Source organism: Phycisphaerae bacterium, assembly GCA_017999985.1.
In the GTDB taxonomy this organism is placed as follows: Bacteria; Planctomycetota; Phycisphaerae; order UBA1845; family Fen-1342; genus JAGNKU01.
On the sequence record JAGNKU010000008.1, the window covers coordinates 92557 to 116043 of the forward strand.

The 23487-nt window shown below is 67.5% G+C and carries 22 protein-coding genes; 5 read left to right on the top strand and 17 right to left on the bottom strand.

What is annotated here, in order from left to right; all coding sequences use genetic code 11:
* The first annotated feature begins 18 nt into the window (after window positions 1–18).
* Window positions 19–540, top strand: a complete 522-nt coding sequence (locus tag KA383_12070) for a DUF1572 family protein (GenBank protein ID MBP7746857.1) — start codon at window positions 19–21, stop codon at window positions 538–540.
* 7 nt (window positions 541–547) lie between these two features.
* On the opposite strand, the gene KA383_12075 is transcribed toward KA383_12070, so the two are convergent.
* From KA383_12075 to KA383_12095, 5 genes are read right to left on the bottom strand one after another with little or no spacing between them, the layout of a single operon-like run.
* On the bottom strand, window positions 548–2860 hold the full coding sequence (locus KA383_12075; protein MBP7746858.1) for a Na+:solute symporter: 2313 nt from the start codon (window positions 2858–2860) through the stop codon (window positions 548–550).
* Window positions 2861–2905: 45 nt separating this feature from the next.
* Window positions 2906–3844, bottom strand: a complete 939-nt coding sequence (locus tag KA383_12080) for a GNAT family N-acetyltransferase (GenBank protein MBP7746859.1) — start codon at window positions 3842–3844, stop codon at window positions 2906–2908.
* A gap of 22 nt (window positions 3845–3866) precedes the next feature.
* Window positions 3867–4601: a PIG-L family deacetylase gene (locus KA383_12085; protein MBP7746860.1), complete on the bottom strand. Its 735-nt coding sequence runs from the start codon at window positions 4599–4601 to the stop codon at window positions 3867–3869.
* 3 nt (window positions 4602–4604) lie between these two features.
* Window positions 4605–5546: a GNAT family N-acetyltransferase gene (locus KA383_12090; protein ID MBP7746861.1), complete on the bottom strand. Its 942-nt coding sequence runs from the start codon at window positions 5544–5546 to the stop codon at window positions 4605–4607.
* A 5-nt stretch (window positions 5547–5551) separates the two neighbouring features.
* The gene (locus tag KA383_12095) at window positions 5552–6505 is read right to left on the bottom strand and encodes a hypothetical protein (protein ID MBP7746862.1); all 954 of its coding nucleotides are present in this window, start codon (window positions 6503–6505) and stop codon (window positions 5552–5554) included.
* Window positions 6506–6640: 135 nt separating this feature from the next.
* Here KA383_12095 and KA383_12100 point away from each other — a divergent pair, with 135 nt between their 5' ends.
* The gene (locus KA383_12100; GenBank protein MBP7746863.1) at window positions 6641–8263 is read left to right on the top strand and encodes a phosphodiester glycosidase family protein; all 1623 of its coding nucleotides are present in this window, start codon (window positions 6641–6643) and stop codon (window positions 8261–8263) included.
* A gap of 107 nt (window positions 8264–8370) precedes the next feature.
* Here KA383_12100 and KA383_12105 read toward each other — a convergent pair whose 3' ends face one another.
* Entirely contained in the window at window positions 8371–9741 is a 1371-nt protein-coding gene (locus tag KA383_12105) for a right-handed parallel beta-helix repeat-containing protein (GenBank protein MBP7746864.1), read from the bottom strand.
* Between the two features lie 270 nt (window positions 9742–10011).
* Between KA383_12105 and KA383_12110 the strand changes: the two genes are divergently transcribed.
* Window positions 10012–10509: a hypothetical protein gene (locus KA383_12110; GenBank protein MBP7746865.1), complete on the top strand. Its 498-nt coding sequence runs from the start codon at window positions 10012–10014 to the stop codon at window positions 10507–10509.
* Between the two features lie 133 nt (window positions 10510–10642).
* A complete protein-coding gene (locus KA383_12115) occupies window positions 10643–12133 on the top strand; it encodes a class II fumarate hydratase (protein MBP7746866.1) in 1491 nt (496 codons plus the stop codon).
* Window positions 12134–12228: 95 nt separating this feature from the next.
* Here the strand turns inward: KA383_12115 and KA383_12120 are convergent, their stop codons facing one another.
* Window positions 12229–13041, bottom strand: coding sequence for a TIGR00282 family metallophosphoesterase (locus KA383_12120; protein ID MBP7746867.1), 813 nt, complete (start codon window positions 13039–13041; stop codon window positions 12229–12231).
* Window positions 13042–13141: 100 nt separating this feature from the next.
* Window positions 13142–13906 (bottom strand): thermonuclease family protein, encoded by a 765-nt coding sequence (locus KA383_12125; GenBank protein MBP7746868.1) that lies wholly within the window; start codon window positions 13904–13906, stop codon window positions 13142–13144.
* Window positions 13907–14095: 189 nt separating this feature from the next.
* On the opposite strand from KA383_12125, the gene KA383_12130 reads away from it, so the two are divergent.
* On the top strand, window positions 14096–14671 hold the full coding sequence (locus KA383_12130; GenBank protein MBP7746869.1) for a hypothetical protein: 576 nt from the start codon (window positions 14096–14098) through the stop codon (window positions 14669–14671).
* 12 nt (window positions 14672–14683) lie between these two features.
* On the opposite strand, the gene KA383_12135 is transcribed toward KA383_12130, so the two are convergent.
* From KA383_12135 to lpxD, 9 genes are all read right to left on the bottom strand, one after another.
* Entirely contained in the window at window positions 14684–15976 is a 1293-nt protein-coding gene (locus tag KA383_12135) for a beta-ketoacyl-[acyl-carrier-protein] synthase family protein (protein ID MBP7746870.1), read from the bottom strand.
* Between the two features lie 40 nt (window positions 15977–16016).
* A complete protein-coding gene (locus KA383_12140; GenBank protein ID MBP7746871.1) occupies window positions 16017–17357 on the bottom strand; it encodes a beta-ketoacyl-[acyl-carrier-protein] synthase family protein in 1341 nt (446 codons plus the stop codon).
* Window positions 17354–17842, bottom strand: a complete 489-nt coding sequence (locus tag KA383_12145; protein MBP7746872.1) for a beta-hydroxyacyl-ACP dehydratase — start codon at window positions 17840–17842, stop codon at window positions 17354–17356. The genes KA383_12140 and KA383_12145 overlap by 4 nt, the downstream gene beginning before the upstream one ends.
* 8 nt (window positions 17843–17850) lie before the next feature.
* A complete protein-coding gene (locus tag KA383_12150; GenBank protein MBP7746873.1) occupies window positions 17851–18249 on the bottom strand; it encodes an acyl carrier protein in 399 nt (132 codons plus the stop codon).
* A 26-nt stretch (window positions 18250–18275) separates the two neighbouring features.
* Complete coding sequence (locus KA383_12155) at window positions 18276–18785, bottom strand: beta-hydroxyacyl-ACP dehydratase (protein MBP7746874.1); 510 nt, start codon at window positions 18783–18785, stop codon at window positions 18276–18278.
* 153 nt (window positions 18786–18938) lie between these two features.
* On the bottom strand, window positions 18939–19913 hold the full coding sequence (locus KA383_12160; GenBank protein MBP7746875.1) for a lysophospholipid acyltransferase family protein: 975 nt from the start codon (window positions 19911–19913) through the stop codon (window positions 18939–18941).
* 95 nt (window positions 19914–20008) lie between these two features.
* On the bottom strand, window positions 20009–21406 hold the full coding sequence (locus KA383_12165) for a hypothetical protein (protein MBP7746876.1): 1398 nt from the start codon (window positions 21404–21406) through the stop codon (window positions 20009–20011).
* A gap of 116 nt (window positions 21407–21522) precedes the next feature.
* Entirely contained in the window at window positions 21523–22389 is an 867-nt protein-coding gene (lpxI, locus tag KA383_12170) for a UDP-2,3-diacylglucosamine diphosphatase LpxI (GenBank protein MBP7746877.1), read from the bottom strand.
* A 43-nt stretch (window positions 22390–22432) separates the two neighbouring features.
* A complete protein-coding gene (gene lpxD, locus KA383_12175) occupies window positions 22433–23452 on the bottom strand; it encodes a UDP-3-O-(3-hydroxymyristoyl)glucosamine N-acyltransferase (protein MBP7746878.1) in 1020 nt (339 codons plus the stop codon).
* Window positions 23453–23487 lie beyond the last annotated feature (35 nt).

The window sequence follows — 23487 nt, forward strand, 5'->3', positions numbered from 1 at the left end:
ACCGAAAGGAGCCGCCTTGTGAATGCCGACCTCGCCCGCGATTTCACGCAGCACGCGAGCACCAAGCTCCGCGAGCAACTCGGTCAGATCACGCGCTGCGCCGAACTGCTCAGTCCCGCCGAAATCTGGCACCGCGCCAACGCCCATACCAACAGCGTCGGCAACCTGATCCTCCACCTGACCGGCAACGTGCGTCAGTGGCTTATCGCCGGGCTGCACGGCGCAGCCTTCGCGCGGGACCGGCCGGCGGAATTCGCCGAACGCGGCCCGCTGCCGACCGCGACGATCCTGGCCGGGCTGACGCAGGCGGTCACGGACGGGCTGGCCGTGCTGGCACAGGCGGACGGGCCCGCCCTCGCGGCCCGCTACGTAATCCAGGGGTACGACGTCAGCGGACTGGTAGCGGTCACGCACGTCGTCGAGCACTTCTCCGCGCACACCGCCCAGATCGTGCACATGACCAAGGTGTTCAAGGACGTGGACCTGAGCCTCTACGATGCGCACGGCCACAAGTTGGCCGGGCAGCCCCCCGCACCATGACCACCGCTCAGCACGACGGTCCCTCGCCCCAGCGCCGCTCAGAGAACATCCGCGCCGTCAGCCAGCCCAGCACCGCGCCGACCGCCAGCAGCGCGCAGCCCAGCCAGCGCGCCGGAATGCGCGGGTCGGGCGTGAACGCGTCGCCGACGATCAGCAGGCCGCTGCCGAACAGCACGCAATAGACCGCGCAGGTGGCGATGAGGAAGCCGCGCGCGGCCGCCCAGGTCAGCGGTGTCGCACAGCGGAACCCCGGGTCCGTCCGGCGGATTTCGGCCTCGATGTGGCGCCAGCCGGGGCCGCCGGGCTGCACCTTCCGATAGAACGCGATGAGTTTCTCACGCGCGACGGGTTTCGTCAGGTACGTCACGACCAGGGCCGTGCCGACCGAGTAGGGCACGAGGTAGAGCAGGTTCAGCGGCAGCGGCTGCTCGATGCCCGCCAGCGCTCCCGGCCACAGCTTGAGCACGATGGGGTAGATCAGCAGGGACACCAGGCAGGCGATCTCGCTCCAGGCGTTGATCCGCCACCAGAACCAGCGCAGCAGGTAGATCACGCCGATACCGGCGCTGATGGTGCCCAGGAAGAACCAGGCGCCGGAGATCGAGCTGTAGAACAGGCTCACGCCCAGGCCGATCACCGTGATAGCTACCGTGGCCAACTGGGACACGATGACATAGTGTCGTTCCGATGCGCCGCGGCGCACGAACGGACGGTAGAAGTCATTCACCAGGTACGACGCCCCAACGTTGAGCTGCGTCGCGATCGTCGACATGTACGCCGCCAGGAACGCCGCCAGCAACAGCCCCAGCAACCCCGGTGGCAGCACGGCGAGCATCACCCGCACGTAGCCTTCCTCGGCGACGGCCTCCGGCGGATACAGGCCCGTGATGGCGTCGCGCGTGTATGGAAACATGACCGCCGCCGCGAAGCCCACGATGATCCACGGCCACATCCGCAGGCAGTAGTGCGCCACCGCGTACCACAGGTAGCCCAGCGCAGCGTGCCGCTCGTTCTTCGCCGCCAGCATCCGCTGGGCGAAATAGTAGCCGCCGTCGCTGAATTGCGTGGCATAGGAATAGATCAGAATAAAGGCCAGGAAGTGACTCCAGGGCATGAGGTCCAGGTCGCTCGCGCCGGCGCTGGGCAGCAGGTTGGACATGCCGCGCGCCCGCTCGACCGAGTAGATGTCCGCCATCTGCTGGAGCGTGGCGTCGAGCCCGCCGAGCTTGCCGACGGCGAGCACGGCGAGGAACACGCAGCCGCCCATCGCGATCCAGAACTGGACGAAGTCCGTCACCATGACGCCCCACAGGCCCGAGATCACGGTGTAGCCGCTCACGATGAGGAATAGCAGCAACAGAATCCGCAGCTTGTTGACCCCGGCAATCGCGAGGTCCACGTTGCGCAGCAGCGCCAGCGCCGCCGGTGGCTCGAATTCGGCGTGCGCCGGTTGCAGGCGCGTCCAGGTGGCGTGCAGGTCGGCCGCGCGCTGGCCCAGGCCGAGCTTTTCCAGGTAGGGCTCCGCCTGCACGGACGCGACGTACGCCCGCAGCCTGTCAACCTCGTCCGCGGTCGGGGCGCCAGCGCCCGGAGACTGTCGATATGCCCCGTTACGCTCGCTGGCATATGTGCAGCGGGCGAAGACCCGCTCGACTTCACGCATGACGCCGGTGCGCTCGGGGCGCTGGAGCAGCCCCCACTCGTCGTAGTACAGCTTCAGCGGATTGAGCGCGCCCGTCCGCATCGCCGTCCGCGCCTGCGGGGCCAGCTCGTTCGAGAGCGGCGTGTTCAGATACGTCCACAGCATGGCCTCGTCCACGCCGGCGACGTGCGGGATGTTCGGCAGCGTCAACTGCACGATCTTGGTCATTGCCAGGTTGACCCAGCCCATGATCAGGTTGCCGTAGACCAGTGCGAAGAAGAGCGCCTTGAACCCGCGCAGCACGGCGGCGGACCGGCCCGAATAGCGCACATCCACCAGCTCGGCGTCCGTCACCAGCGCGGCCCGCCGCCAGAGTGCCGCGATGAAGAACACGCCCAGCATCGTCACCGGCACCTGGCACCACCAGAACCAGTTCTGCGCCACCCCCTTCGTCACGACCCAACCAGCCAGCGTCAGCGGCGTGTCGGCCGCGAACGTCGTCGCGACCATCGACGTGCCCAGCAACCACCACGAAGTCGAGCCGCCCGAGGTGAAGTACTCGCGCACCGAGCGCCGGGCACGGCGACTGAGCACCACGCCGATGCCAACGGACAGCACGATGAACGCGAGGATAATGAGCCAGTCGATGCGGGCCAGGTGGGGCGTTACTTCGTTCATGACGTCTGCACGGGCCTCCGCGCGCTGCGCCGCTTGGCGCGATTCTCAGCCCCGTCGCAATACCACGAACCGCCGCGTCACGCGCAGTCCGAATCGCTCGTAGAACTGCCGCGCGCGGTCATCGGCCCAGTTGAACCACACGGTGCGGCCGTCCGCCGCCCGGATGCGGCACACGGCCTCGATGAACAGCTTGGCCCCGACGCGCTGCTGGCGCGCCGCCGGCGCCACGCCAAACGGCCCGAAATGCTCGCCGGTCCATTGGCAGTAGCCGACCACCACGTCGCCATCGATCGCCACCAGCAACTCGTGCAGCGCCCCACTCTGCACCTTTGCCCGCGCGGCCATGTTCCACGCCCCCGGCAGCGACGCCGCCAGAAACTCGAACAGCGCCGGCACGCGCGCCGGCGTCAGCGTCTCGACGCGCACCGACAGTCCGGTCTGCCAAGCCCACGCGCGAAACGCCGCCGCGTCGAAATCCACGACCTCGCGGGCCATCGAGAACGCCGGCTGGTCCTCCACGAACCCGTGCCGCGCGAACAGCCGCCGCGCTCCGGGGTACGCCTCGTCGTCCGCGCCCGGCATGATCGAGCCCGGCGCCGACGTCGGCGTGCCGCACACCCACACACGCTGGCGCCCGTGGCGCGCGAAGAACTCCAGCCCCGCCGCCAGCAACGCCGTCCCCACGCCGCGCCGTTGCCGCTCCGGCGTCACCGCCAGGTACGGAATCCACCCATCCGCGGGCTCCAGGCCCAGCCGGTCGTTGGGCCAGTACCGGATGATCGCGCGCAGAAAGCCGATCGGCTCGTCGCCGTCCGTCGCGACGAAGAAGCCGGAGTCGCCGCCGGGGCGATAGTCGGGGTCCGCCAGGATCGCCGAAACGAAGCGCCCGGCGCTCATCGGATTGCGCCGCAGCGCGCGGTTCCAGACGGTCAGCACGCCCGGCACATCCGGACCACGGAGCGTGCGAATGGCGATCGCGCCCATGGCAACTCCCGCCAGCGGCGGCTCAGAAGATCAGCACCGGCTCCGTGGCAATCGGGAAGTAATCGACTTTCCGCTTGCGCGAGATCGGCGGCAGGCTGACCGCGACCGCGTATTTCACGCCGACTTCCGCCCCGCGCTGCGCCGCCAGCCCGGTGTAGTAGTGCAGATAGTCGAACGAAATCTCCCCGCGCAGCAGCTCGTGCTCCCGGCACGCCGCCACCCACGTATCGAACACCGCGCTCACATCGACCCACAGGTCGGGGTGATAGTCCTCGCGGTCCTCCCAGTTCTCGAGGTAGTACAGCCCGCGCACCAGGTGTGCCGGCTGCGCCCGCTCGATCCCCGGCAAGGCCGCCAGAAACCCGCCCTCCATCGTGATCTCGTACGCCGCCCGATGATCGCGGTGAAATGACCCGCGCCAATGCGTGAGCACGATGTCCGGCCGAAGCTGGCGGATGAGGTCACACATCTCGTGAATCGTCGCCTGGTCCGCGTGCAGCTCGCCGTCGGGATGGTCCAGCACGATGCAGTCGGCCGCGCCCAGGATTCTCGCCGTCGCTTCGGCCTCCCGAATCCGCTGCTGCCGATACTCACGCACGTCCTTCTGCGGATTGCCCTTCTCGCCCGCGGTCAGGTGCAGCATCGTCGCCTTGTGACCCGCCGCCGCGTATTTCGCCACCAGCAGGCCGGCCGTGATCTCCGCATCGCCGATGTGGGCGCCGATCGCCAGCACGTGTTGCTTCTTGTCAGCCGCCATCGCTTACAAGTCCTTCCGCAGAATCGCAAACCGCCGCGTCGGCCGCAGGCCGAACCGCGCGTAGAACCGCGCCGCGCCTTCATCCGCCCAGTTGAACCACACGCTCCGCCCGTCCGCGGCCCGTATTCGCCGCACCGCCTCGACAAACAGCTTCGCCCCGATCTTCTGGCTGCGCTGTGACGCGACCACGCCGAACGGGCCGAAATGCTCGCCCTCCCACTGGCAGTAGCCAACGATCTGCCCCGCCCGCGACGCGATCAACACCTCATGCAGCGCCCCGCTCCGAATCTTCGCCCGCGCCGCCATGTTCCAGTCGCCCGGAAACGCCTCGGCCAGGAACGCGAGAAAGTCCGGCACCCGCGCTGGCGACAACTCCGCGACCTCGATCTCGCGTCCGACGTCCCACGCCTGCCGGTGATACGCGTCCACGTCGAAATCGACCGCCTCGCGGGACATCGCGACCGGCTCATGATCCACGACGAAGCCCGCCTTCGTAAACAGCACCAGCGCACCGGGGTATGCGTCGCGATCGACCCCGGGGAATACGTAGCCCGGTGCCGAGCCCGTGTTGCCGCACACCCACACCCGGCGCCGGCCCGCCGCGCGCAGGTAATTCAGCGCCGCCTCCAACAGCGCCCGCCCCACCCCCTGCCGCTGCTGATCCGGATCGACTGCCAGCACCGGAATCCAGCCGTGCTCCGGCTCGATGCCGAGACGATCGTTCGGATAACGCCGGATGATCGCGCGCGCAAACCCCACCGGCGTGCCGCCGCGTGTCGCTACGAAGAATCCGCACTCCGGCCCTGGCCAATAGTCCGGATCGCCAAACAGCCACGCACGCAGCCGCCCCGGATTGATCGGATCCCGCCGCAGCGCCCGGTTCCAGATCGTGCCGACGGCGTCCAGATCGGCCCCGGTGAACGCGCGGATCTCTGACTTGGCCATCGCGGCTACCTCTCCGCCAACACTTCCTGCACGATCTGCAGCACCGCCGCGTGACACGCCGGATACTGCGCCAGGTAACGCAAGTCATCCGGCTGAATCGCGAAACTGCCGGGTTCGCGCGTGCCGACCGCATCCCCCGTCGCTTCATCCCAGTTCATCCGCGTCTGGTCGCGCCACCGCCGCAGCGCTGTCCGGATCCCGTCCGTGTCGCCGGTCACCCACAGCCAGTAGAGCAGCCCGCGCGGATTGCCACGCCAGCCCACAAGAACCTGCTTTGCATAAAACCCCGTGTCCGCCTTCATCTCCGGCGTGAGCTTCGTCCAATCCCCGTCCGGCGGCGTCGGCAGCACCGACTGGTCCCACGCGCCGCGGCCGATCCAGCCCCGCACATACGCCTCCAGCCAGAAATAGCGCTGAATCCCGTACGGCCCGCGCGCTCCGTACTTCGCGTACGCCTCCTGGATGTAGTCCGCGATCATCCGCACCTGGATTTCGGGATGATCGCGGCAGTACGCGTACACCTGCGCATCCGACCAGTCCCGCTGCACGCCGTAGGGCAACCCATACTTCGTCTTCACATTCGTGACGGTAATCTGCCACGGCCCGATCGTCGTCTGGCCGATCATGTCCTTCGTCTCTTCGGCGGTCGTCTTGCCCCAGCGCCGCTCGGGGGCGTTGAACAGCCCGCGGCCCTCCTGGATCGCCTCGACCCACAAGTCCTCCAGCCCGACCAGCGGCCACTTGCCTTCGGCCCGGCCCGCCCGCAGCGTCCGGTACGCCGTATCCAGCACGATCCGTCCGCCGGGGCCGAAATCGCTGCTCTGCGCGAGAATCGCCGCGTAGCGCCGGTCGAGATCGTCGAGCCCGGCCCGATTCACTTCGGGCTGCGGGGCGCGACACCCACCGCACGCGATCGCCACACCGACCACCGCCACGCTTGCGCAGAGAATCTGACGCATACTCCGGGCCTCCTTTCCAGGTGCCACACATTGCGCCCACACCCGGCACGCTTGTCAACGGCAGCGCGCCAGACACGCCGGCGCGGTATAATGACGGTCAGGCACTGTCGCTCACGGGTGACCAGGAGGAGAAGCATGCTCACACGCACACGCCCGTTCGTCGTCGGATTCTGCCTGGCCGCCGTTCGCAGCACCGCGCTGGCCCAATGGACGCCGGCCGCACCCGGCATCGACTACCAGGAATTCATCGTCGCAGGCCCCAACAACGTCTACGTCGCCCGCATGGACCGCGGCAACCTGGATTGCACCATCGACAGCATGATCGCGCAGGGCCGGCTCACCGGCGGCACCGAGACCGTCAGCAGCATGGCCACGCGCCACGAGGACGCCATCGGCTACTGGGGCCAGACCTGGGGCACGCGCTATGACCTCGTCGTCGCCGTCAATGGTGATTTCTACAGCAGCGGCATTCCGACCGGCGGGCAGATTTCCGGCGGCTGGTACGCCAAGCGCTTCGGCGATCTGGGCGGCGCCAGCGGCTTCGCCTGGCAGCTGGACCGTGACGCGTTCATCGGAGAATGCGTCTATCACATCCCCAGCAAGCAAAAGGTGACCTATCTCGCCACGGGACAGTCGCAGGAACTCGACGGCCTCAACCGGACGCGCGGCAGCAACGAGCTGATCCTCTACACGCACCACTACGACCTAACGACGCTCACGGACAACAGCGGCGCGGAAGTGCTCGTGAAGTTGTCACGCCCGGCGATGATCCTGCCGCCGCCGTCAGGCGCCGTTGGCACCGTAATCGAGATCCGGCCTAATGCCGGCTCCACACTTGTCCCGTTCGATCACGTCGTGTTGTCAGCCCAGGGCTCCGCCGCAACCACGCTGCTGGCGAACGTGACCGTCGGCGCCGAGGTGCGCATCGCCCAGGAGATCACGCACTACGAGCACGATTGCAGCACGCCGTATGCGTGGGACTGGACCAAGACTTACTCCAGCATCGGCGGCAGTTTCCACTTCCTGAAGGACGGCGTCATTCAGCCGTCGAGCGACCCCGGGGCGACGCAGCGCCACCCGCGCACCGCCATCGCGTTCGACAGCAGCTACATCTACTTCATCGTCGTCGACGGCCGTTCGACGCAAAGCGTCGGCATGAGCATGACCGAGCTGGGCACGTTCTGCATCGATTACCTCGCGGCGGTCGAGGGTCTGAACCAGGACGGCGGCGGATCATCGACGATGTGGCTCAATGGCACGGTGATGAACGTGCCTTCGGACGGCAGCGAACGCGCCGTCGCCAACGGGCTGTTCATGGCCACGGTCGCGCCGGTGGAGCAGTCCACGCGGTTCACGACCGGCGCCCTGGTGCGTGCCACCGGCAGCGCGGCCCTGCGTATCGGACCGGGCATCAACTACAACTCCTCCGGGTCGGTCGCCGCCAACACCGAAGGTGTCGTTCTCGATCACACCCTGAATGGGCTGCGCGCGTCGAATACGCACTGGTGGTATTGCGCGTTTCCGAGCGGCAATGGCTGGGTCGCCGACTCCAGCCTGCTGGAGAGTGGCTGCGCGGGCGATTACACCGGCGACGGGCGCGTGGACGCCGCGGATCTGCCGCCGCTGGCGTACTGCCTGCGTGGCCCAGGGCTGATGTACAACCCCGGGACGTTCTGCCTGGGCGGCGACAGTGATGCCGATCGCGACGTGGACGCGCACGACCTGGCGGTGATTCAAACGTGCATCACGGCGCCGTGATGCGCGGGGTTGCCCAGCCCAAGTGACGAAGGAAGCCACGGAGCCACGGAGGGGGAGAGCGAAGTTCCGCTTTGCTGCCTGTGGCACCGGCGTCCCGCCAGTAGGCCTCACTTGCCCCCCGTCAGCACCGCCACGAACGGATTGATGTCGCCGAAGCCGACTTCGCCGTTGGCATCCAGATCACCATGCGGCGGCGGGCAATCCGGGTACATCTGTGCATACGCCGGCGGATTGCTCAGGACCAGCACAAATGGATTGATGTCGCCGAAGTCGATCGTCCCGCTGCAATCCAGATCACCGAACGGGATTTCGTACGCGCCCATATCCACGACGAACCGCGCAATCCGCGGATGCCCGTCGAGGTCGAGCGAGCCGGCGGGCACAACGCTGTTGTCGCCAACGTCGAGACACGGCGAATCGAACGCCAGCCGGTAGTCGTTGTCCCCCACGGTATTCGGATCATCATCCGGCCCGTCCGGATCGCGGAACAGCGGGTCGGCGTTAATGTTACCGTCGCCGCTCCAGCCACCCTGGGCGTTGCAGTGGGTGAGCAGAGTGTTGACCCCCGTATCGACCGAGATCTCCTGTGGCGTGTCAGCCCAGAGGATGCAGTTGGTTAGCGTCGGGCTGGATGCGTAGTAGCAGAACATGCCGCCGCCCGAACCGGCTTCGTTGCTGGTGATTGTGCAGTTGATCAACGTCGGGCCGGAGTAGTAGTCGCACCACACGCCGCCGCCGATGGCCGTGTTGCCGGCGATCGTGCAGTTGGTCAGCATCGGCATGGAGTAGTCGTCGAAGAACACGCCGCCGCCACAACTGATGGTGATGTTCCCCGCGATCGTGCAGCCGGTCAGGGTCGGACTGGACCTGTCGCAGTACACGCCGCCGCCGTTGCTGCTGCACGTGTTGCTCGTGATCGAACAACGGACCAGCGTCGGACTGGAAAAGTGGCAGAACACGCCGCCACCGTTGATGCTGGCCATGTTGCTGGCGATCGCGCAGTCGGTCAGCGTCGGGTTGGAGGAGGAGGAGCAGACCACAGCGCCCCCGTAGCCGCGGGCGAGGTTACCCTGGATCGTGCAGTCGGTCAGCGTCGGGCTGGCGTCGTATACGCATACGCCGCCGCCCGTGCGGGCAGTATTGCCCGTGACCGCACAACTGATGAGCATCGGGCTGGAGGAGTAGCAGTATACGCCACCGCCGTTGCCGTTAGTCACGTTTCCGCTTCGTATCGTCAAGCCCTGGACAATTGAGTCTGCTCCTTCGCTGTTGTGAAAATAGAACCCCCGCCCGCTCCCCTCGCAGTCAATGACGCATGTGGCCGGGTCGCCGCTCGCCGAACGGACCGTGATCGCCAGCCCGTGAAGTTCGAGGCTCGTGTTACCGACGCCCGTATACGTGCCGTCGGCGATGATGACCTCGTCACCGGCGAGGCAGGCGTCGATCGCCGCCTGGAGCGTCGCGTACTCGCCCGGCACGTGCCGCTCCGCCGCCGCCGCGGAGGCGACACACAGAGCCACAAAGGCGCGAAGACACGAAGCACGTCAATCGGGGCGTGTTCGCATCCTGCGGACAGTGTGAACGTGCGCGATCGCCCGTGCGTTGACTCTCCCCCTGCCCCTTCGCTGGGCGGGGGGGGTGTTACTGCGCGCGGCGAGCGCGCTGGATTCCGCTAGAATGCGCGCATGGCCGCCGAAGGTGATCCAACGCACAGCGACGTCGCGGCCAGTCGGCGACTGGCCCGGCGGGTGCTGTACAGCTTCCTGCTGACGTTCATGGCGTCGCGCGTGGTGGTCTTTCTCATCATGGCGCACTGGCTGCCGGACCTGTACGTCAACGTACGCGGCACGCACGTGCATCATCTGAACTTCGGTATCATCCTGCTCGCCGGCACGGGGGCTTATCTGCTCTTCGCGCGGCCGGTGGGGCGGGGCCTGTCGTGGGCGGCGGCACTGTACGGCGTCGGACTCGGGCTGACGTTCGACGAGTTCGGCATGTGGCTGCACCTCGGCGGCTCGTACTGGCAACGGGCGAGCTTTGATGCGGTGGTGGTGGTCGCGGGGATTCTGGTGCTGATCGCATATACGCCGGCCGCGACGTTGATTCGGCAACGCCGGTGGCGTGCGGCGCTGCTGATGTCGGTCGCCGTGGTGATTTTCGGGGCGCTACTGTTCAAGTCGCTGGCTTGGGCCGGCCAGCGGCTGGGGCCGCGGGTGCAGCAACTGGAAGATCGCGGCCCGCGCTAACGCGTGTTTGAGCCGCACGCCGATCCGCGCGCGACGCGCTTCCCATCGCCGAGTAGCCGATGCCCCGCTACACTCCGGTATGGGTCCAGTACGACCGGGCCGGTGGAGAGACAACGCTATGCAAGGAGAACCGATGGCCGAATCACGAATCGAACGCGACTCGATGGGCGAGATGGCGGTTCCCGCGGCGGCGTTGTGGGGGGCTTCGACGCAGCGGGCGGTGCTGAATTTTCCGGTTAGCGGCTACCGCTTCGGCCGGCGGTTCATCCGGGCGCTGGGGTTGGTGAAGTACGCCGCCGCGGAGGCGAACAAGCGGCTGGGCAAGCTCGATCCACACGTCGGGGCGCTGATTCAGCAAGCGGCGCGCGAGGTCATCGACGGGCGGCTCGACGATCATTTCGTGCTGGACATCTTTCAGACGGGGTCGGGCACCAGCACGAATATGAATGCGAATGAGGTCATTGCGCGGCGGGCGGGGCAGATCGGGGAGAGGCACGAAGGCACGGAATCCAGAAGGCACGAAGGGGGGGCGGGGATGAGGGAACAGGGAACGGGGAACAGGGAACAGGCCGTTCCCACGCCGCACATTCACCCCAACGACCACGTCAACATGGGGCAGTCTTCCAATGACGTGATTCCGACCGCGATGCATGTCGCCATTGTCGAGGCGCTGCATGGCGACCTCATGCCGGCACTGCATGGGCTGCAGAAGGCGCTCGCGGCGAAGGCGCAGGAGTTCGACGCGATCGTCAAGATCGGGCGGACCCACCTGATGGACGCGACGCCGATCCGGCTGGGACAGGAATTCAGCGGGTACGCGAGCCAGATTGCGCACGCCGACCGGCGAATCATGCAGAAAATCATCATCCTGCGCGAGTTGCCGATCGGCGGGACGGCGGTCGGGACGGGCATCAACACGCATCCGCAGTTCGCGAAGCTCGTCTGCGAGATTCTGAACCACGAGACGCGCGAGGCGTTCCACGAGGCAGCGAACCATTTCGAGGCGCAGGCGGCGAAGGATGCGGTCGTGGCGGCGTCGGGCGTGCTGCGGACCATCGCGGTCAGCCTGACGAAGGTCGCGAACGACATTCGCTGGCTCGGCAGCGGGCCGCGCTGCGGGTTGGGCGAGCTGCGGCTGCCGGCGACGCAGCCGGGCAGCTCGATCATGCCGGGCAAGGTGAACCCGGTGATTTGCGAGTCGGTGCTGCAGGTGTGCGCGCAGGTGATCGGGAATGACGCGGCGGTGACGTTCGCGGCGGCGATGCTCGGCAATCTCGACCTGCACACGGGGATGCCGGTGATGGCGCACAACATGCTGGAATCGATCCGGCTGCTGAGCAACGTGTGCCACGTCTTCGCGGACAAGTGCATCCACGGGCTGACGGCGAACACGGAGCGCTGCACGGAGCTGATCGAGCAGTCGCTGGCGATGTGCACAAGCCTGGCACCGCTCATCGGCTATGATGCCGCCGCGGCGATTGCGAAGGAAGCGGCCCGGACGGGCAAGACGGTGCGGCAAGTGGCGCTGGAGAAGAAGGTGCTGGACGAAGCGCGGCTCCGCGAGGTGCTCGATCCGCGGTCGATGACGGAGCCGAGCGATAAGGCGCTGCCGGGGGCGGGGTAAGTGCGGGCCTTTTCACGCGCTGCGCTCGGCCGACTCGGGGGTCGGCCGCTACTGGCTCGGCTGGAGCCTCGCCCTCCCGACTACGAGGATTAGCGTTATTCGTCCGGGCCGGCCGGGACTGGTTGGGGGTCGGGGATGTTCACGCGTTCGATCCAGCGGGCCTGGCCGGTGCGGTCGTCGGTCTCGATGATCACGCCGCAAACGCGGGCATCGTCGGTGGCGACGACGTACTGACGGGGGACGCCGGTGACGAGGGAGTGGATCACCGCGTCCTTGTCGCGGCCGAGGACGGAATCGTACGGGCCGGTCATGCCGAGATCGGTGATGTAGGCGGTGCCACGCGGGAGGATGCGTTCGTCGGCGGTTTGCACGTGCGTGTGCGTACCGACGACGGCGGAGACGCGGCCATCGAGGTACCAGCCGAGCGCGACTTTTTCGCTGGTGACCTCGGCGTGCATGTCAACGACGACGGTCTTCACGCCGTCGCCGAGATGCGCGAGCAACCGGTCGGCGGCGTGGAAGGGACAATCGGCGCGGACGTTCATGAAGGTGCGGCCGAGCAGCGAAATCACGGCCACGCGCACGCCGTTGCGGGCTTCGATGATGGCGATCTCGGCTCCGGTCGCTTCCGGCGGCAAATTCGCGGGGCGGACGATGCGGTCGGAGGATTCGAGCAGCGGGAGGACTTCACGCCGGCGGTAGATGTGGTCGCCCATGGTGCAGACGTCGATGCCGTAGTGGCGGAGCTTGGCGAACATTTGCGGAGTGAGGCCGCTGCCGGACGCGGCGTTCTCGGCGTTGGCGATCACGCAAGAGATTTCGCGCTCGGCGATGAGCTTGGGGATGACCTGCGAGCAGGCGTGCTTACCCGGCCGCCCGACGATGTCCCCAATGATCAGGAGTCGCATGCTCGCGCTTTCTAGCGTCCCGCACGGCGCAGCACGAACGGGGGACGACCATGGGAGTATAGCCGCGCGGTACAGCGCGCGACAACTGAACGTGCTTGGACTAGGGCGGGGGCTTGCAGCGGGCGCAGGGGGTGAGGCCGAGGGCTTTCGCTTCGCGCAGAGTGACGGCCCGGGCATTGCTCGCGAAGCGGCACTCCTGCGTGTGATATTTCCGGCCGTGCTCGGTGATGTAGACGATCGTCTCATCCACGTTCGCAGCGGCCGGAGCCGGCTGCGTGGCAGGCGGGGGCGGTTTCTGTGCGCGCGGCTGGGACGTCGGTGCGTCGTCGTGACCGGCCGGCGGCGCGGCCCAGATGCCTTTCTGCCGCTGCTGCGCGAGCCGTTCGTAGGCGCGGAGCAGCTTCTGATGCTCGAAGGGCTGCGCGGCGGCACAGCGCGCGTAGCCCTGGCGGATGAGCTCCAGGTTGATGAAGAGCCCGTCCGGCGCGCGGTACACGTAGGCCCAGATGCGGCCGTCATCGGATGTTGGCCAATCCGGGTCGGTCCGCACATAGACGGACTCGCCATCGAGCAAGCGTGCGATGTATGCGCGGGCGGCGTCCGCAGCGGCACCGCTGCGCGGCACGTAGACCCCGATCAGGCGGACCGCGGTCTCCTCCGCCGCGCGGCGGACTCTCAACTCGGTGCTGGCAGTCACGGTAAGCACGTCGCAGGCGGAGTCGGTGGTGAAGTCGTTCTTCGGCACCGGCGGCAGTGAATCATCGCCGGTCACCTGTCCGCCAGCGGGCGGCATGAGCACGAGTGCTGCGATCAGTAGTGCGAGTTGCCCCGCCCGCGGCCACCCCATCCGTTGCAGTCTGGCCATGTGCGAACCCTCTGGTTGTGCCAAGTTCCCGGAAATGAAAGCGGTGCGCACCCGTGCGCCCCCGTGCCGATTCTTATACGCCGGCGCCGCTCATTCGTCGAGTCCGGGCAGAGCACGCGCGCGAAGGTTGTATAATGCTCCGCCGTGGGAACTCGAGTGCACACGTCGAAAGGGGCACGGTGGGCGTTTGTGATGCTGACCGCGGGGCTCGCGGGATGCGCAGCGCCGCTGCGGGTGATTCCAACGGCGACAGCGCTGCGACCGTACGGGGAGGCGGAACTGGGCGTGGGCGATCAGTTTCGCGACTTCGCGTTCAGAGGCGCGGACGGCGTGGTTACACGCCTCAGTGCCGTCCACGGCCGGGTGACGATCCTGGCGTTCAGTGACGATCCGGCGTGGCCGAGTTGCGACGCGGTGCGCGAGCTGTCCGAGCTGGCGCGGCGCGCGAGCCAGTGCATGGTCGCAGTGCGGGTCGTCTGCGTCGGTCGCGCGGACGCGCCGTGTGAGGAGGTCTTGCCGCGCGTGGTGGATTGCAGCCTGCCGGCGCCGAACGTGATCCTGGTGTGCGATCCGTTCGAGCGGGTGTACCGCCTGTACGGCCCGACGAACGGGCGGTTTTACGTGTTGACGAATTTCCTGAAGATCGTCGCGGTGGGCGACCTCGCGGACCGGGAGACGCTCCAGGCCGCCGCCCGGCGCACCGTGGAGGAGATCTACGATCAGGACATACGGGAGGGCCTGTACTACCGGTGGAACTGTCGCTGAGGGCGGGGTCCGTCAATCGCACGCGCGGACAATCAGCGTGTCATTCTGGCCGCCGAAGCCGAAGCTGTTGCTCAGACAGGTGCGGACGGTCGCCTTGCGGGCCTGGTTGGGGACGTAATCCAGGTCACAGTTCGGGTCAGGCTCGTGGTAGTTGATCGTCGGCGGGATCATGCCATCGCGGATCGCCAGCACGCACGTAATCAGCTCGACCGCGCCGGCGCCGGCGATCAGGTGGCCCAACATGCTCTTCACGCTGCTGATGGGTACTTTCCTCGCGTAGTCGCCGAAGACGGTTCGAATCGCGAGCGTCTCGATCTTGTCGTTTTCTTCCGTGCCCGTGCCGTGCGCGGAGATGTAATGCACGTCCTGTGGCTGAATCCGGGCGTCGTCCAGGGCGCCGCGCATGGCGGCGATCGCGCCGCGACCGGTTTCGTGCATGTCCGTCACGCGGAAGGCGTCGGCCGTCGACCCGTAGCCGGTGATCTCGGCCAGGATGGGTGCGCCGCGGCGCCTGGCGCACTCGTATTCCTCGAGGATGAGGATGCCGGCGCCCTCCCCGAGCACGAACCCGTCGCGCGTGCGGTCAAAGGGGCGCGACGCGGAGACGCAGCTATCGTTGCGCGTCGACAGGGCCGTCAGGCGATTGAAACCGGTGACGCCCAGCGGATGGATCATGCTGTGCGCGCCGCCGGAGATCATCACGTCGGCATCGCCGCGGCGGATGAGCGTGGCGGCCTCGCCAAGCGCTTGCGTACTGGCGGCACACGCGGTCAGCGTGTTGAAGTTCGGCCCCTGCGCGTTGAAGCGGCAGGCGATGTGGCACGCGGCGCAGTTCGGATCCTGCTCGAATTCCTTGACGGCGGTCAGGCGGGCTGCGGCGACCTCGGCCCAGCGCACGGCGTCGAGCTGGCGCTGCGCTGGGTCCCAGCCGGCGATGGCGGCCGCGACGAAGTTGTCGAAATCGATCGGGCCTTCGCCGCCGCCGAGATAGACGCCGACCCGGGTGGGATCAACGTCTGGCCGGCCGTTCAGGCCGGCGTGGCGCCAGGCCCGCTCCGCGGCGGCCAGGGCGAAGCCGGCGTTGCGGCTGCACGTGGCGTGGTCGGCGTAGTGCGCGCCGAGGAAACTGCGCACGTCGAAGTCCTTCACCTCGGCCGCGAACTGCGTCGGGAAAGTGCGCGCATCGAAATTCGTGGTCGGCGCAATGCCGCTTTCGCCGGCGAGCAGCCGCCGCCAGACGCCTTCGATGTCATGGCCGAGAGGCGTGATCCAACCCATTCCGGTGATGACGACACGACGAGTCATATTTCTCTACCTGTTCGAGGCCGGCACCTGCCGACCGACGTCAGCTCCGGAACCGCTTGAGCACGAGCGCGGCGTTCTGACCACCGCCCAGTGCGTATGCGACCGAGACGGCTTGCTCCAGGCTGGCGTCCACCGGCCCGTTGGTGATGACGTTCAACCCGCATTCGGGATCGGCCGGCGTGCTGTTGATCGCCGGCGGGATGGTGCCGTGATGCACGGCCAGCACGGCCGCGATGAAATCAATGGCACCGCTGCCGGCGCCGCTGTTGCCGAGCCCGGCCTTGATGCTCATCACGGGGACAGGCGCGGAGCGCGCGGCGAACACCGTGCGGATCGCGGCGGCTTCGGAGCGGTCGTGCTCACGCAGGCCGGCGCCGAACGCGGTGACGAGGTCGGTCTGCGCCGGCGTGACGCCCGCGTCGGCGAGGGCCTTGTTCAGGGCCACCGCCAGGCCGCGGCCCTCGGGGTGCGGGCGGCTGGGCTGAGCGGCCATGTAAGCGTCGTGGCCGGCACCGAAACCCACCAATTCCGCGTAAATCCGGGCATTGCGCCGCCGTGCGTGGTCGAGTTCCTCCAGGATGACGAGCCCGCCCCCCTCGGAGACCACGGTGCCGTCGCGGTTGGCGGCGAACGGCCGGCAGGCCTGCGCCGGCGTATCGTTGTGCGTACTGAGGCGCCGGCCCAGGCCTTGCCGCAGCAGGGCCATCGGGTTCGCCTTGCTTTCCGCTCCGCCGCAGATGCACACGTCGGCGGCGCCGCGGGTGATGGTGCGGAACGCCTCGCCGATCGCCAGATGGCTGCTGGCCTCGCCGCAGGTGATGGTGTTGCTGGGCCCCTGCGCGTCATGCACGATCGTGACATGGCAGGCGAGCATGTTGGGCAGGAACTTGAGCAGCCACAGCGGCGTGAGGTTGTTCATGCCCTCACTGCCCCAGCGGGCGAAGCTGAACTGGCCGTCCTGGCTGGCGCCGTGGAGGGCTTCGGCCAGCTCCGGCAGGTCCGCGCAGATCAGGCCGGCGCCGATGTTCGCGCCGAAACGGGCGTTGTCCACGCCCGGCGGGCCCTGCGTCTCGCCGCGCTCGATGAGGCATTTGGTTGTGAGTCGGGCGTCGCTGACGGCCTGGTGGGCGGCGGCGACGGCGAGCATGATGTCGCGGGCCATGATCTTCGCCGCCTTGCGATAGCTCTTGGGCACGTAGTCGCCGACGGCCAGGTTGGCGATCTCGCCGCCGATCTGCGAATCGAAGCGGGCCGGGTCGAAGCTGGCGATGCGCTGGATGCCGCAGCGGCCTTCGAGCAGGGCGCTCCAGAAGGCGCTCACGCCGATGCCCAGCGGCGTAACGGGGCCGAGACCGGTGATGACGACGCGGCGGCTGTTCACAGGCGGATCCTTTCGGCGCCACGTGGCGTATACGTCTTGAGCAGGGCCATGAAGTCCTCGGTGAAGACGAAGTTCTCCTCGGGGAATTCCAGGCCGCTGATGTTCTGATCAATGTGCGAGAAGACCAGCTCGACCTCGCCGACCAGCTCGTCGCCGCAGCGGATCTCCCCGCCGGTCATGGCGGCGGCGTCGTGGACCTGCTCGATGTGAGCCACGAAGCGGATCTGGTCGCCCGGCCGGACGAGCTGGTAAAAGACGGCGCGTTTGACCTTTGCGAGGATGACCTTTTCCTCGAAGTTACGGGCGTGACCCACGAGGATGCCGGCGGTCTGGGCCATGCCCTCGATCATCAGGCTGGCGGGCATGACCGGAAAACCCGGAAAATGGTCGTGCAGGTGGTCTTCGGCCAGCGTGACGTTCTTGAGCCCGACGGCCCGCACGCCCGGGACGAATTCCTCGAAACGATCCAGCCAGATCCAGCGCACGGTCCGCCTCAGGGTGTCGCGGCCAGCTTGGCCTCGACGAAATTGACGATCGTCCCCACGGTGAAGACATCCAGGATCTTGTCGATGTCCGGGTCCTGCTCGAACTTGGACCAGTCCGCGTGCTGGACACGCTGCTTGAGGGCGGCCAGGCCCGCGGCGTTGAGCTTGCGGTTGTTGACGTACTCGGGGTTGCTGAGCACGTCGCGCGGCGTGAGCTCTTCCTGCGAGATCTTGATGTTGAACGCCTTCTCGAGCCGGAACACGATATCGAGGATGTCGATCGACTCGGCCTGCAGGTCGCCGGTGAGCGTGGCCTGTTCGGTCACCTCGTCCTCCTCGACGCTCAGCGCGTCGACTAGCGCCTGGCGGACCTTGTCGAAAATCTCTTCCCGGGGAATCGTGGGCATACGCGTGTTCCTCCACGCACGGGCCGCTAGCCCGCGCTCGTCGTTTCGGCCGGCTGACTCGCCGGGCAACCTTTCCAGAGCAGTTTGAGCTGGGCACGCTGCTGCGCGCGCAGGCGGGTGTCGAGCTCGGCGTACCCGGTGTCGAGCGTTACCAGGTCCATGTGCCGCAGCGTCAGGCGACCCTTCACGATCTCGCGCCCGTCCAGGTCGCCGTGCGCCGCAAAGACGCTCTGGCTGGCGTCCAGCTCCTGGCAATTGGATGTGATCGTCAAGACCTGGCCGGGGGCCACAAAGCTCTTATAAGTAACGTTGCGGGCTTCCTTGAGCAGCACAAGCGTAGGCGCGAAGTCCAGCCGCTCGCGCACGAGCCAGGCGGACGCCTGCACCAGTGCCTCGACCATCAGGACCCCGGGCAGCACCGGGAATTTCGGAAAGTGGTCGGCGAGGTACTCCTCCGCCAGCGAAACCGCCTTCTGGGCGACGATCCGGCGGCCGGAGTCCAGCGCCACGATCCGATCGATCAAGACAAACTTCACGCGTCCATCCTGCACTCTAAGCCCGGCGGGCGGTATGGGCCGCCACGCACCGACCGCGCCGGCGGCCAGAACGCCGCCAGCTTACAAGTGGCCGGGATTCTACCGGGAGCCGCCGTCCCGTTCCAGCCGGCGGCGCGCCGCGCCGGGCGCCCGTCAAACCCGGCTGATGTGGTCCGGATGCTCGCGGACGTGCGCTGCGATCCCGTCGGCGTACGCCTGCATCAACTGGCCGATCAGGTCCGGGCTTTCGCCGCGCGCGTCTTCGGCCGGGACGTGCAGCGGGGGGTTCACGATCAGGCGGAAGTAGAAATTCGGGCGCGACACCACGAATGCTTGGCAGATGGTCGCGCCGCACCGCAGGGCCACCTGCAGTGTGCCGGTGAGGAACTCGCGGGTCTGGCCGAAAATCCGCACGGGGCAGGTCTTCAGAGCCAGCCCGCGCACACGACTCACGTCCAGCGCGCTGCCGAGCACGCGGTTTTCCTGGAAGCACCGGTAAATGTCGCGCGGAAAGCTGTCGGCGTAGAGCATCCGCACCGCGGCGTACTCGGGGAACGTCTTGGTGTACTTGTCCTGGACGTAAATGCGCAGGTAGCCCTCGTTCCGGTCGCGGACACCGGCGCAGCGATAGCCCAGCAGCGCCATCAGCAGCCCGGCCACATGGTGGGAGCCATGGTGGCTGAGCATGACATACACGCCGCGGTTGCGGGCCAGCGCCTCGTCCAGGTAGTGCCGGCCGTGAAAACGAATCCGCCGCATGATTTTTTCGCGCGGCAGGCGATCGAAGATCAGGTAGAAGAGGCGGTCGCAGCGCGTGCGGCGGAAGTAGTCGAGGATGATGCGCCGCTCGCGGGTTTTTGGCAGACCTTCGGGGAAGACGCCCTGCAGCTCGCGCCGATAGCGGGCCCGCCGCTTGAAGTTGATGAGATACTCGACCAGTCCGAACCAGCGGCCGAAAAGGTAAAGGCCCTTGAGGCTGAAGACGGCCACCCAGGCCGCAAGGAAGCTGCGAACCACGCTGTACTTGGCGCGCTCGTACCAGGGCACGCGTTTTTCGCCGCGGGCGGCGTCCCGAGGGGGTGCCGCGCGGGTGGGCGCGTTCTCCAGCATCGTTTCAGCGCGCGTCATGACTGCAGGCTCGGCGGCACAATCGGCTATTGTCACGCATTGTGCGGCTTGCCGCTTGGACACGCAATAGGAGCCGAGGTTAGAACGGCGGATCGTCAGGCCGGTGGCGACGGATCGGCCGGATCTGGCCGGCGGGGCGGGGCACTGGCCGAAGGGCCGCGCTTTGCCTGCCAACTGCGGATTTCGAGGCACAGGCGATTCAGGGCCGTCCGGACGTTGCCGATGAAGCGGTCCAACTGGTTCTGCATCTCGCCGCCCGGGTCGTCCAGATCATCCAGCAGCGTTTCGAGTTGCAGGACGAGGCCGGTCAGCCACTCGGTATCCAGCCGGCGGATTTCCTCGACGGCCCGCCGGTAGTTCACTTCGGCGCGGCGATAGGCGTTGTGCTCGGGAGGCAGTTTCGCGGCCAGTTCGTGGAAGCGATGGATGATCCCGGCCAGTTCCTTGATCTTCTGGACCACCGCGCGCTGGCGCTCGCGCATCTCGCGCGAGGCTTCCTCCGAATCGTGCGTGGCGCTGCTGCGCGAGATCTCGTCGCGCAGCCGATCCAGTTCCGGCACCGGTAGCAGCGTCGGCAGCAGCATGTTGATGGCCTGCAGACGCCGGATGACCCAGGCGGCCGTGGCGTCATCGCCGCTGGCGGCCGCCTGGCGGCCCTGTTCGGCGAGTTCCCGGATCTGGCGTCGATAGGTGCCGGCCCGCTTGGACAGGCGGTCATATTGCTCTTCGCAGCGCTGGAGGTCGGCGGCGGGGATGTGCACCGGGAAGCGCTGGCGGAGCAGGCGCATTTTGTCGAGGACGAACTGGGCGCGATTTTCCTCGAATTGCGACAGATAGGCGTCGAAATCGCGTTGCAGTCGGGCGAAGTTGACCAGCAGCTCCTCGCGCGTCGGAAACCGGGGACCCGCGTCGAAGGCGTGCCGGAGCTTGGAGGTCTGCTCGTGGTCGGCGTGTTTTTCCGCCGGCGTGCGGCCCACGCGCAGTGAGGCCTCCCGCTGGGCGATGAAGCTCTGAATCATCGAGCCGAGCACCGGATCGGCGCAGACGTCCGGGTGGTTCAGCGCGCGCGCGGCGATGCTGTGGAGGGACGATTCGTCCACGGCGCCGCTCATGATCTCGGCGCAGAGCTGCTGATAGACGTCCTCGCGGTGCTTGTCGCGATAGGAAATGCCCTGGCCGGGGAGGCCGAACAGGGCCAGCCGCGCCAGCTCGCGCACCGGACCGCGGAAGATTCGCGGGCAGTCCGGGCGCTCGAGTACGTTGAACGGCACGCGCGCGACCGGTGCAAGCCATCCCTGGCGGGACATATTTCGTAAGATCATCCTTGCTAATGGTTTAGGAATTGCCCGTGCGACGAGCGCGGCGACCCGGCGGGCGGGAAGCTCGCCGGTCCGCTGGCATTCGGCCAGGAGCGCTGCGCGCGCGCGAGCGCACAATACCCCCCAGTCGTACGGGGCGCTGCGCGGCGAGTGTGCCTCCGGGCCGTCAGGCATTGCGCCTCCTCTTCTGCCCGCACTGAGGCGACGACTACTGGAGTGTAACACGCGCCGCCGCGCCCGGCCACTCAGGCGACGATTCGCACCGGAACCGACGGCAGCGTGGCGGCGTGTCAGGCGTGCGCGGCCGCGGGCTCGGCGCGCGCGATGACGGCGATGTGGTAGCGCTGGGCGAGGGCGAGCAGCTTCTCGCGCTCGAGAATGATGGTTTTTCCGGCCTCAACCACGACCGCGGCCGCGCGGGCCGCGTGCAGGTTCTCAATGGTGTCCGGGCCGATCGTGGGTACGTCGAAGCGCATGTCCTGGTTGGGCTTCGCGATTTTGACCAGCGTCCAGCCGCCGGCGGGGCACAGTTCCCCGGCTCGCGCGATCAGGCGGTCCGTGCCTTCGATGGCTTCGACGGCGATGATTTCGCGCTCTTTGACGGCCACCGACTGGCCGATGTCGAGCGCCGCGATTTGGCGGGCGAGCGGCCAGGCGAAGTCCGCGTCGTCACACACGGCGCGGGGCGGCGCGCCGGGCGTGAGCACGCCCTCCGGCGCGAGTGCTTCCGGGCAGTACTTCGTGGAGTCGATCAAGGTCAGCCCTCGCCGCTGCATTTCATCCGCGACGGCGGACAGCAGCGAATCGTTGCGCTTGTCGCGGGCGTGAAAGTACCACACGCGTATGCTGGTCAGGTCGGGCAGGTACTGCAACCACTGGAGCCAGCGCGGGCCGGCGAACATGTCGGTCTTGCGCACGCGGCCGACCATGATGACTTCGCGACAGCCGGCCCGCTTGAAGGCGCGAATCCAGCGGCCGAGCTGGACGATGCCGCGCCAGCAGAACACATCCGCCAGGGCGCGCAGGCTCGGGTCGGCGCAACCGCGCAGCGCAACGACGACGACCGGGCGACCGGCCTGCCGCGCACCGCGGGCGACGAGCTTGGGCAGCTCGCCTTCGCCAGCGATCAGGCCAAGTGGTGCGGGCAGTGGCGGCATGAGCTACAGGATACGTCGACCGCTTCGCGGCGCACAGGCGAAGCTAGACTTGCTCGGCCCGCTCGGCGAGCCGGGCCCGCAGCTCCGCGATTTCCTTCTCGAGACGCCGCACGGTGTCGTTCAGCTCGGGCAGGCGCATGATATAGGCGACCTGCCGGCGTTTGTCGCGGATGGGGATGGCCGGGGCGCCGAGCACGGTCTCGCCGTCGGGGATGCTGTTCGTGACGCCGGCCTGGGCGCCGATCGTGGCCCGGTCGCCGATGCGGATGTGCCCGACGACGCCGGCCTGCCCGGCCAGGGTGACGTGCTCACCGACGGTAACGGAGCCGGCGATGCCGACCTGCGCGACCATGAGGCAGTGCGCGCCGACCTGTGTGCCGTGGCCGATGGCGATCAGGTTACTGAATTTGCTGCCGCGGCCGATGCGCGTGCGGCCGAGCGTCGCGCGGTCGATGGCGCAATTGGCGCCGATCTCGACGTCGTCCTCGATCTCGACGTGACCGATCTGCGGGATTTTCACCCAGCGGTCGTGGACCGGCGCATAGCCGAGGCCGTCCTCGCCGATCACCGTGTTCGAGTGGATCGTGACACGGTGGCCCAACACGGTGTCGTCGTACAGCACCACGTTGGGGTAAAGCAGCACATCATCGCCCAGCCGGCAGCGCGGTCCGATGTAGCAGCCGGGGTAGAGAACGACGTTGCGGCCGATCACCACGTGCTCGTCGATCGTCACGCCGGGGTGAATGGTGGCATTCTCGCCGATCTGGGCGGTTGGGTGGATGTTGGCCGCCGCCGTGGGGGCGACCCGGCGGTGTTCGCGGTAGCCGTGCAGCTTGACGATGAGGACGGTGATGGCGGCGTAGGGGTCGTCGACCTGGATGAGGTCGAGTTGGTCGGGGGCCGCGACATCGGGGCGGAGGACGATCGCCGACGCGCGGGTCGTCTGTAACATCTTTTCGTATTTCGGGTTAGAGAGGAAGGACACGTCGCCGCCGGTGGCATCTTCGAGTGTGGCGACGCGCCGGATCCGTGTCTCGGGGTTCCCGCGGAGCGTGGGCTTCATCCCAAACTGTTCCAGCGCGGCGCAGAGTTCTCGGA

Bases quoted from the DNA above. Each gene is read 5' to 3' on its own strand.
- KA383_12075 (MBP7746858.1), bottom strand. From the start codon at position 2,860: ATGAACGAAGTAACGCCCCACCTGGCCCGCATCGACTGGCTCATTATC.
- KA383_12080 (MBP7746859.1), bottom strand. From the start codon at position 3,844: ATGGGCGCGATCGCCATTCGCACGCTCCGTGGTCCGGATGTGCCGGGC.
- KA383_12085 (MBP7746860.1), bottom strand. From the start codon at position 4,601: ATGGCGGCTGACAAGAAGCAACACGTGCTGGCGATCGGCGCCCACATC.
- KA383_12090 (MBP7746861.1), bottom strand. From the start codon at position 5,546: ATGGCCAAGTCAGAGATCCGCGCGTTCACCGGGGCCGATCTGGACGCC.
- KA383_12095 (MBP7746862.1), bottom strand. From the start codon at position 6,505: ATGCGTCAGATTCTCTGCGCAAGCGTGGCGGTGGTCGGTGTGGCGATC.
- KA383_12100 (MBP7746863.1), top strand. From the start codon at position 6,641: ATGCTCACACGCACACGCCCGTTCGTCGTCGGATTCTGCCTGGCCGCC.
- KA383_12115 (MBP7746866.1), top strand. From the start codon at position 10,643: ATGGCCGAATCACGAATCGAACGCGACTCGATGGGCGAGATGGCGGTT.
- KA383_12120 (MBP7746867.1), bottom strand. From the start codon at position 13,041: ATGCGACTCCTGATCATTGGGGACATCGTCGGGCGGCCGGGTAAGCAC.
- KA383_12125 (MBP7746868.1), bottom strand. From the start codon at position 13,906: ATGGCCAGACTGCAACGGATGGGGTGGCCGCGGGCGGGGCAACTCGCA.
- KA383_12135 (MBP7746870.1), bottom strand. From the start codon at position 15,976: ATGACTCGTCGTGTCGTCATCACCGGAATGGGTTGGATCACGCCTCTC.
- KA383_12150 (MBP7746873.1), bottom strand. From the start codon at position 18,249: ATGCCCACGATTCCCCGGGAAGAGATTTTCGACAAGGTCCGCCAGGCG.
- KA383_12160 (MBP7746875.1), bottom strand. From the start codon at position 19,913: ATGACGCGCGCTGAAACGATGCTGGAGAACGCGCCCACCCGCGCGGCA.
- KA383_12165 (MBP7746876.1), bottom strand. From the start codon at position 21,406: ATGCCTGACGGCCCGGAGGCACACTCGCCGCGCAGCGCCCCGTACGAC.
- lpxI (MBP7746877.1), bottom strand. From the start codon at position 22,389: ATGCCGCCACTGCCCGCACCACTTGGCCTGATCGCTGGCGAAGGCGAG.
- lpxD (MBP7746878.1), bottom strand. From the start codon at position 23,452: ATGAAGCCCACGCTCCGCGGGAACCCCGAGACACGGATCCGGCGCGTC.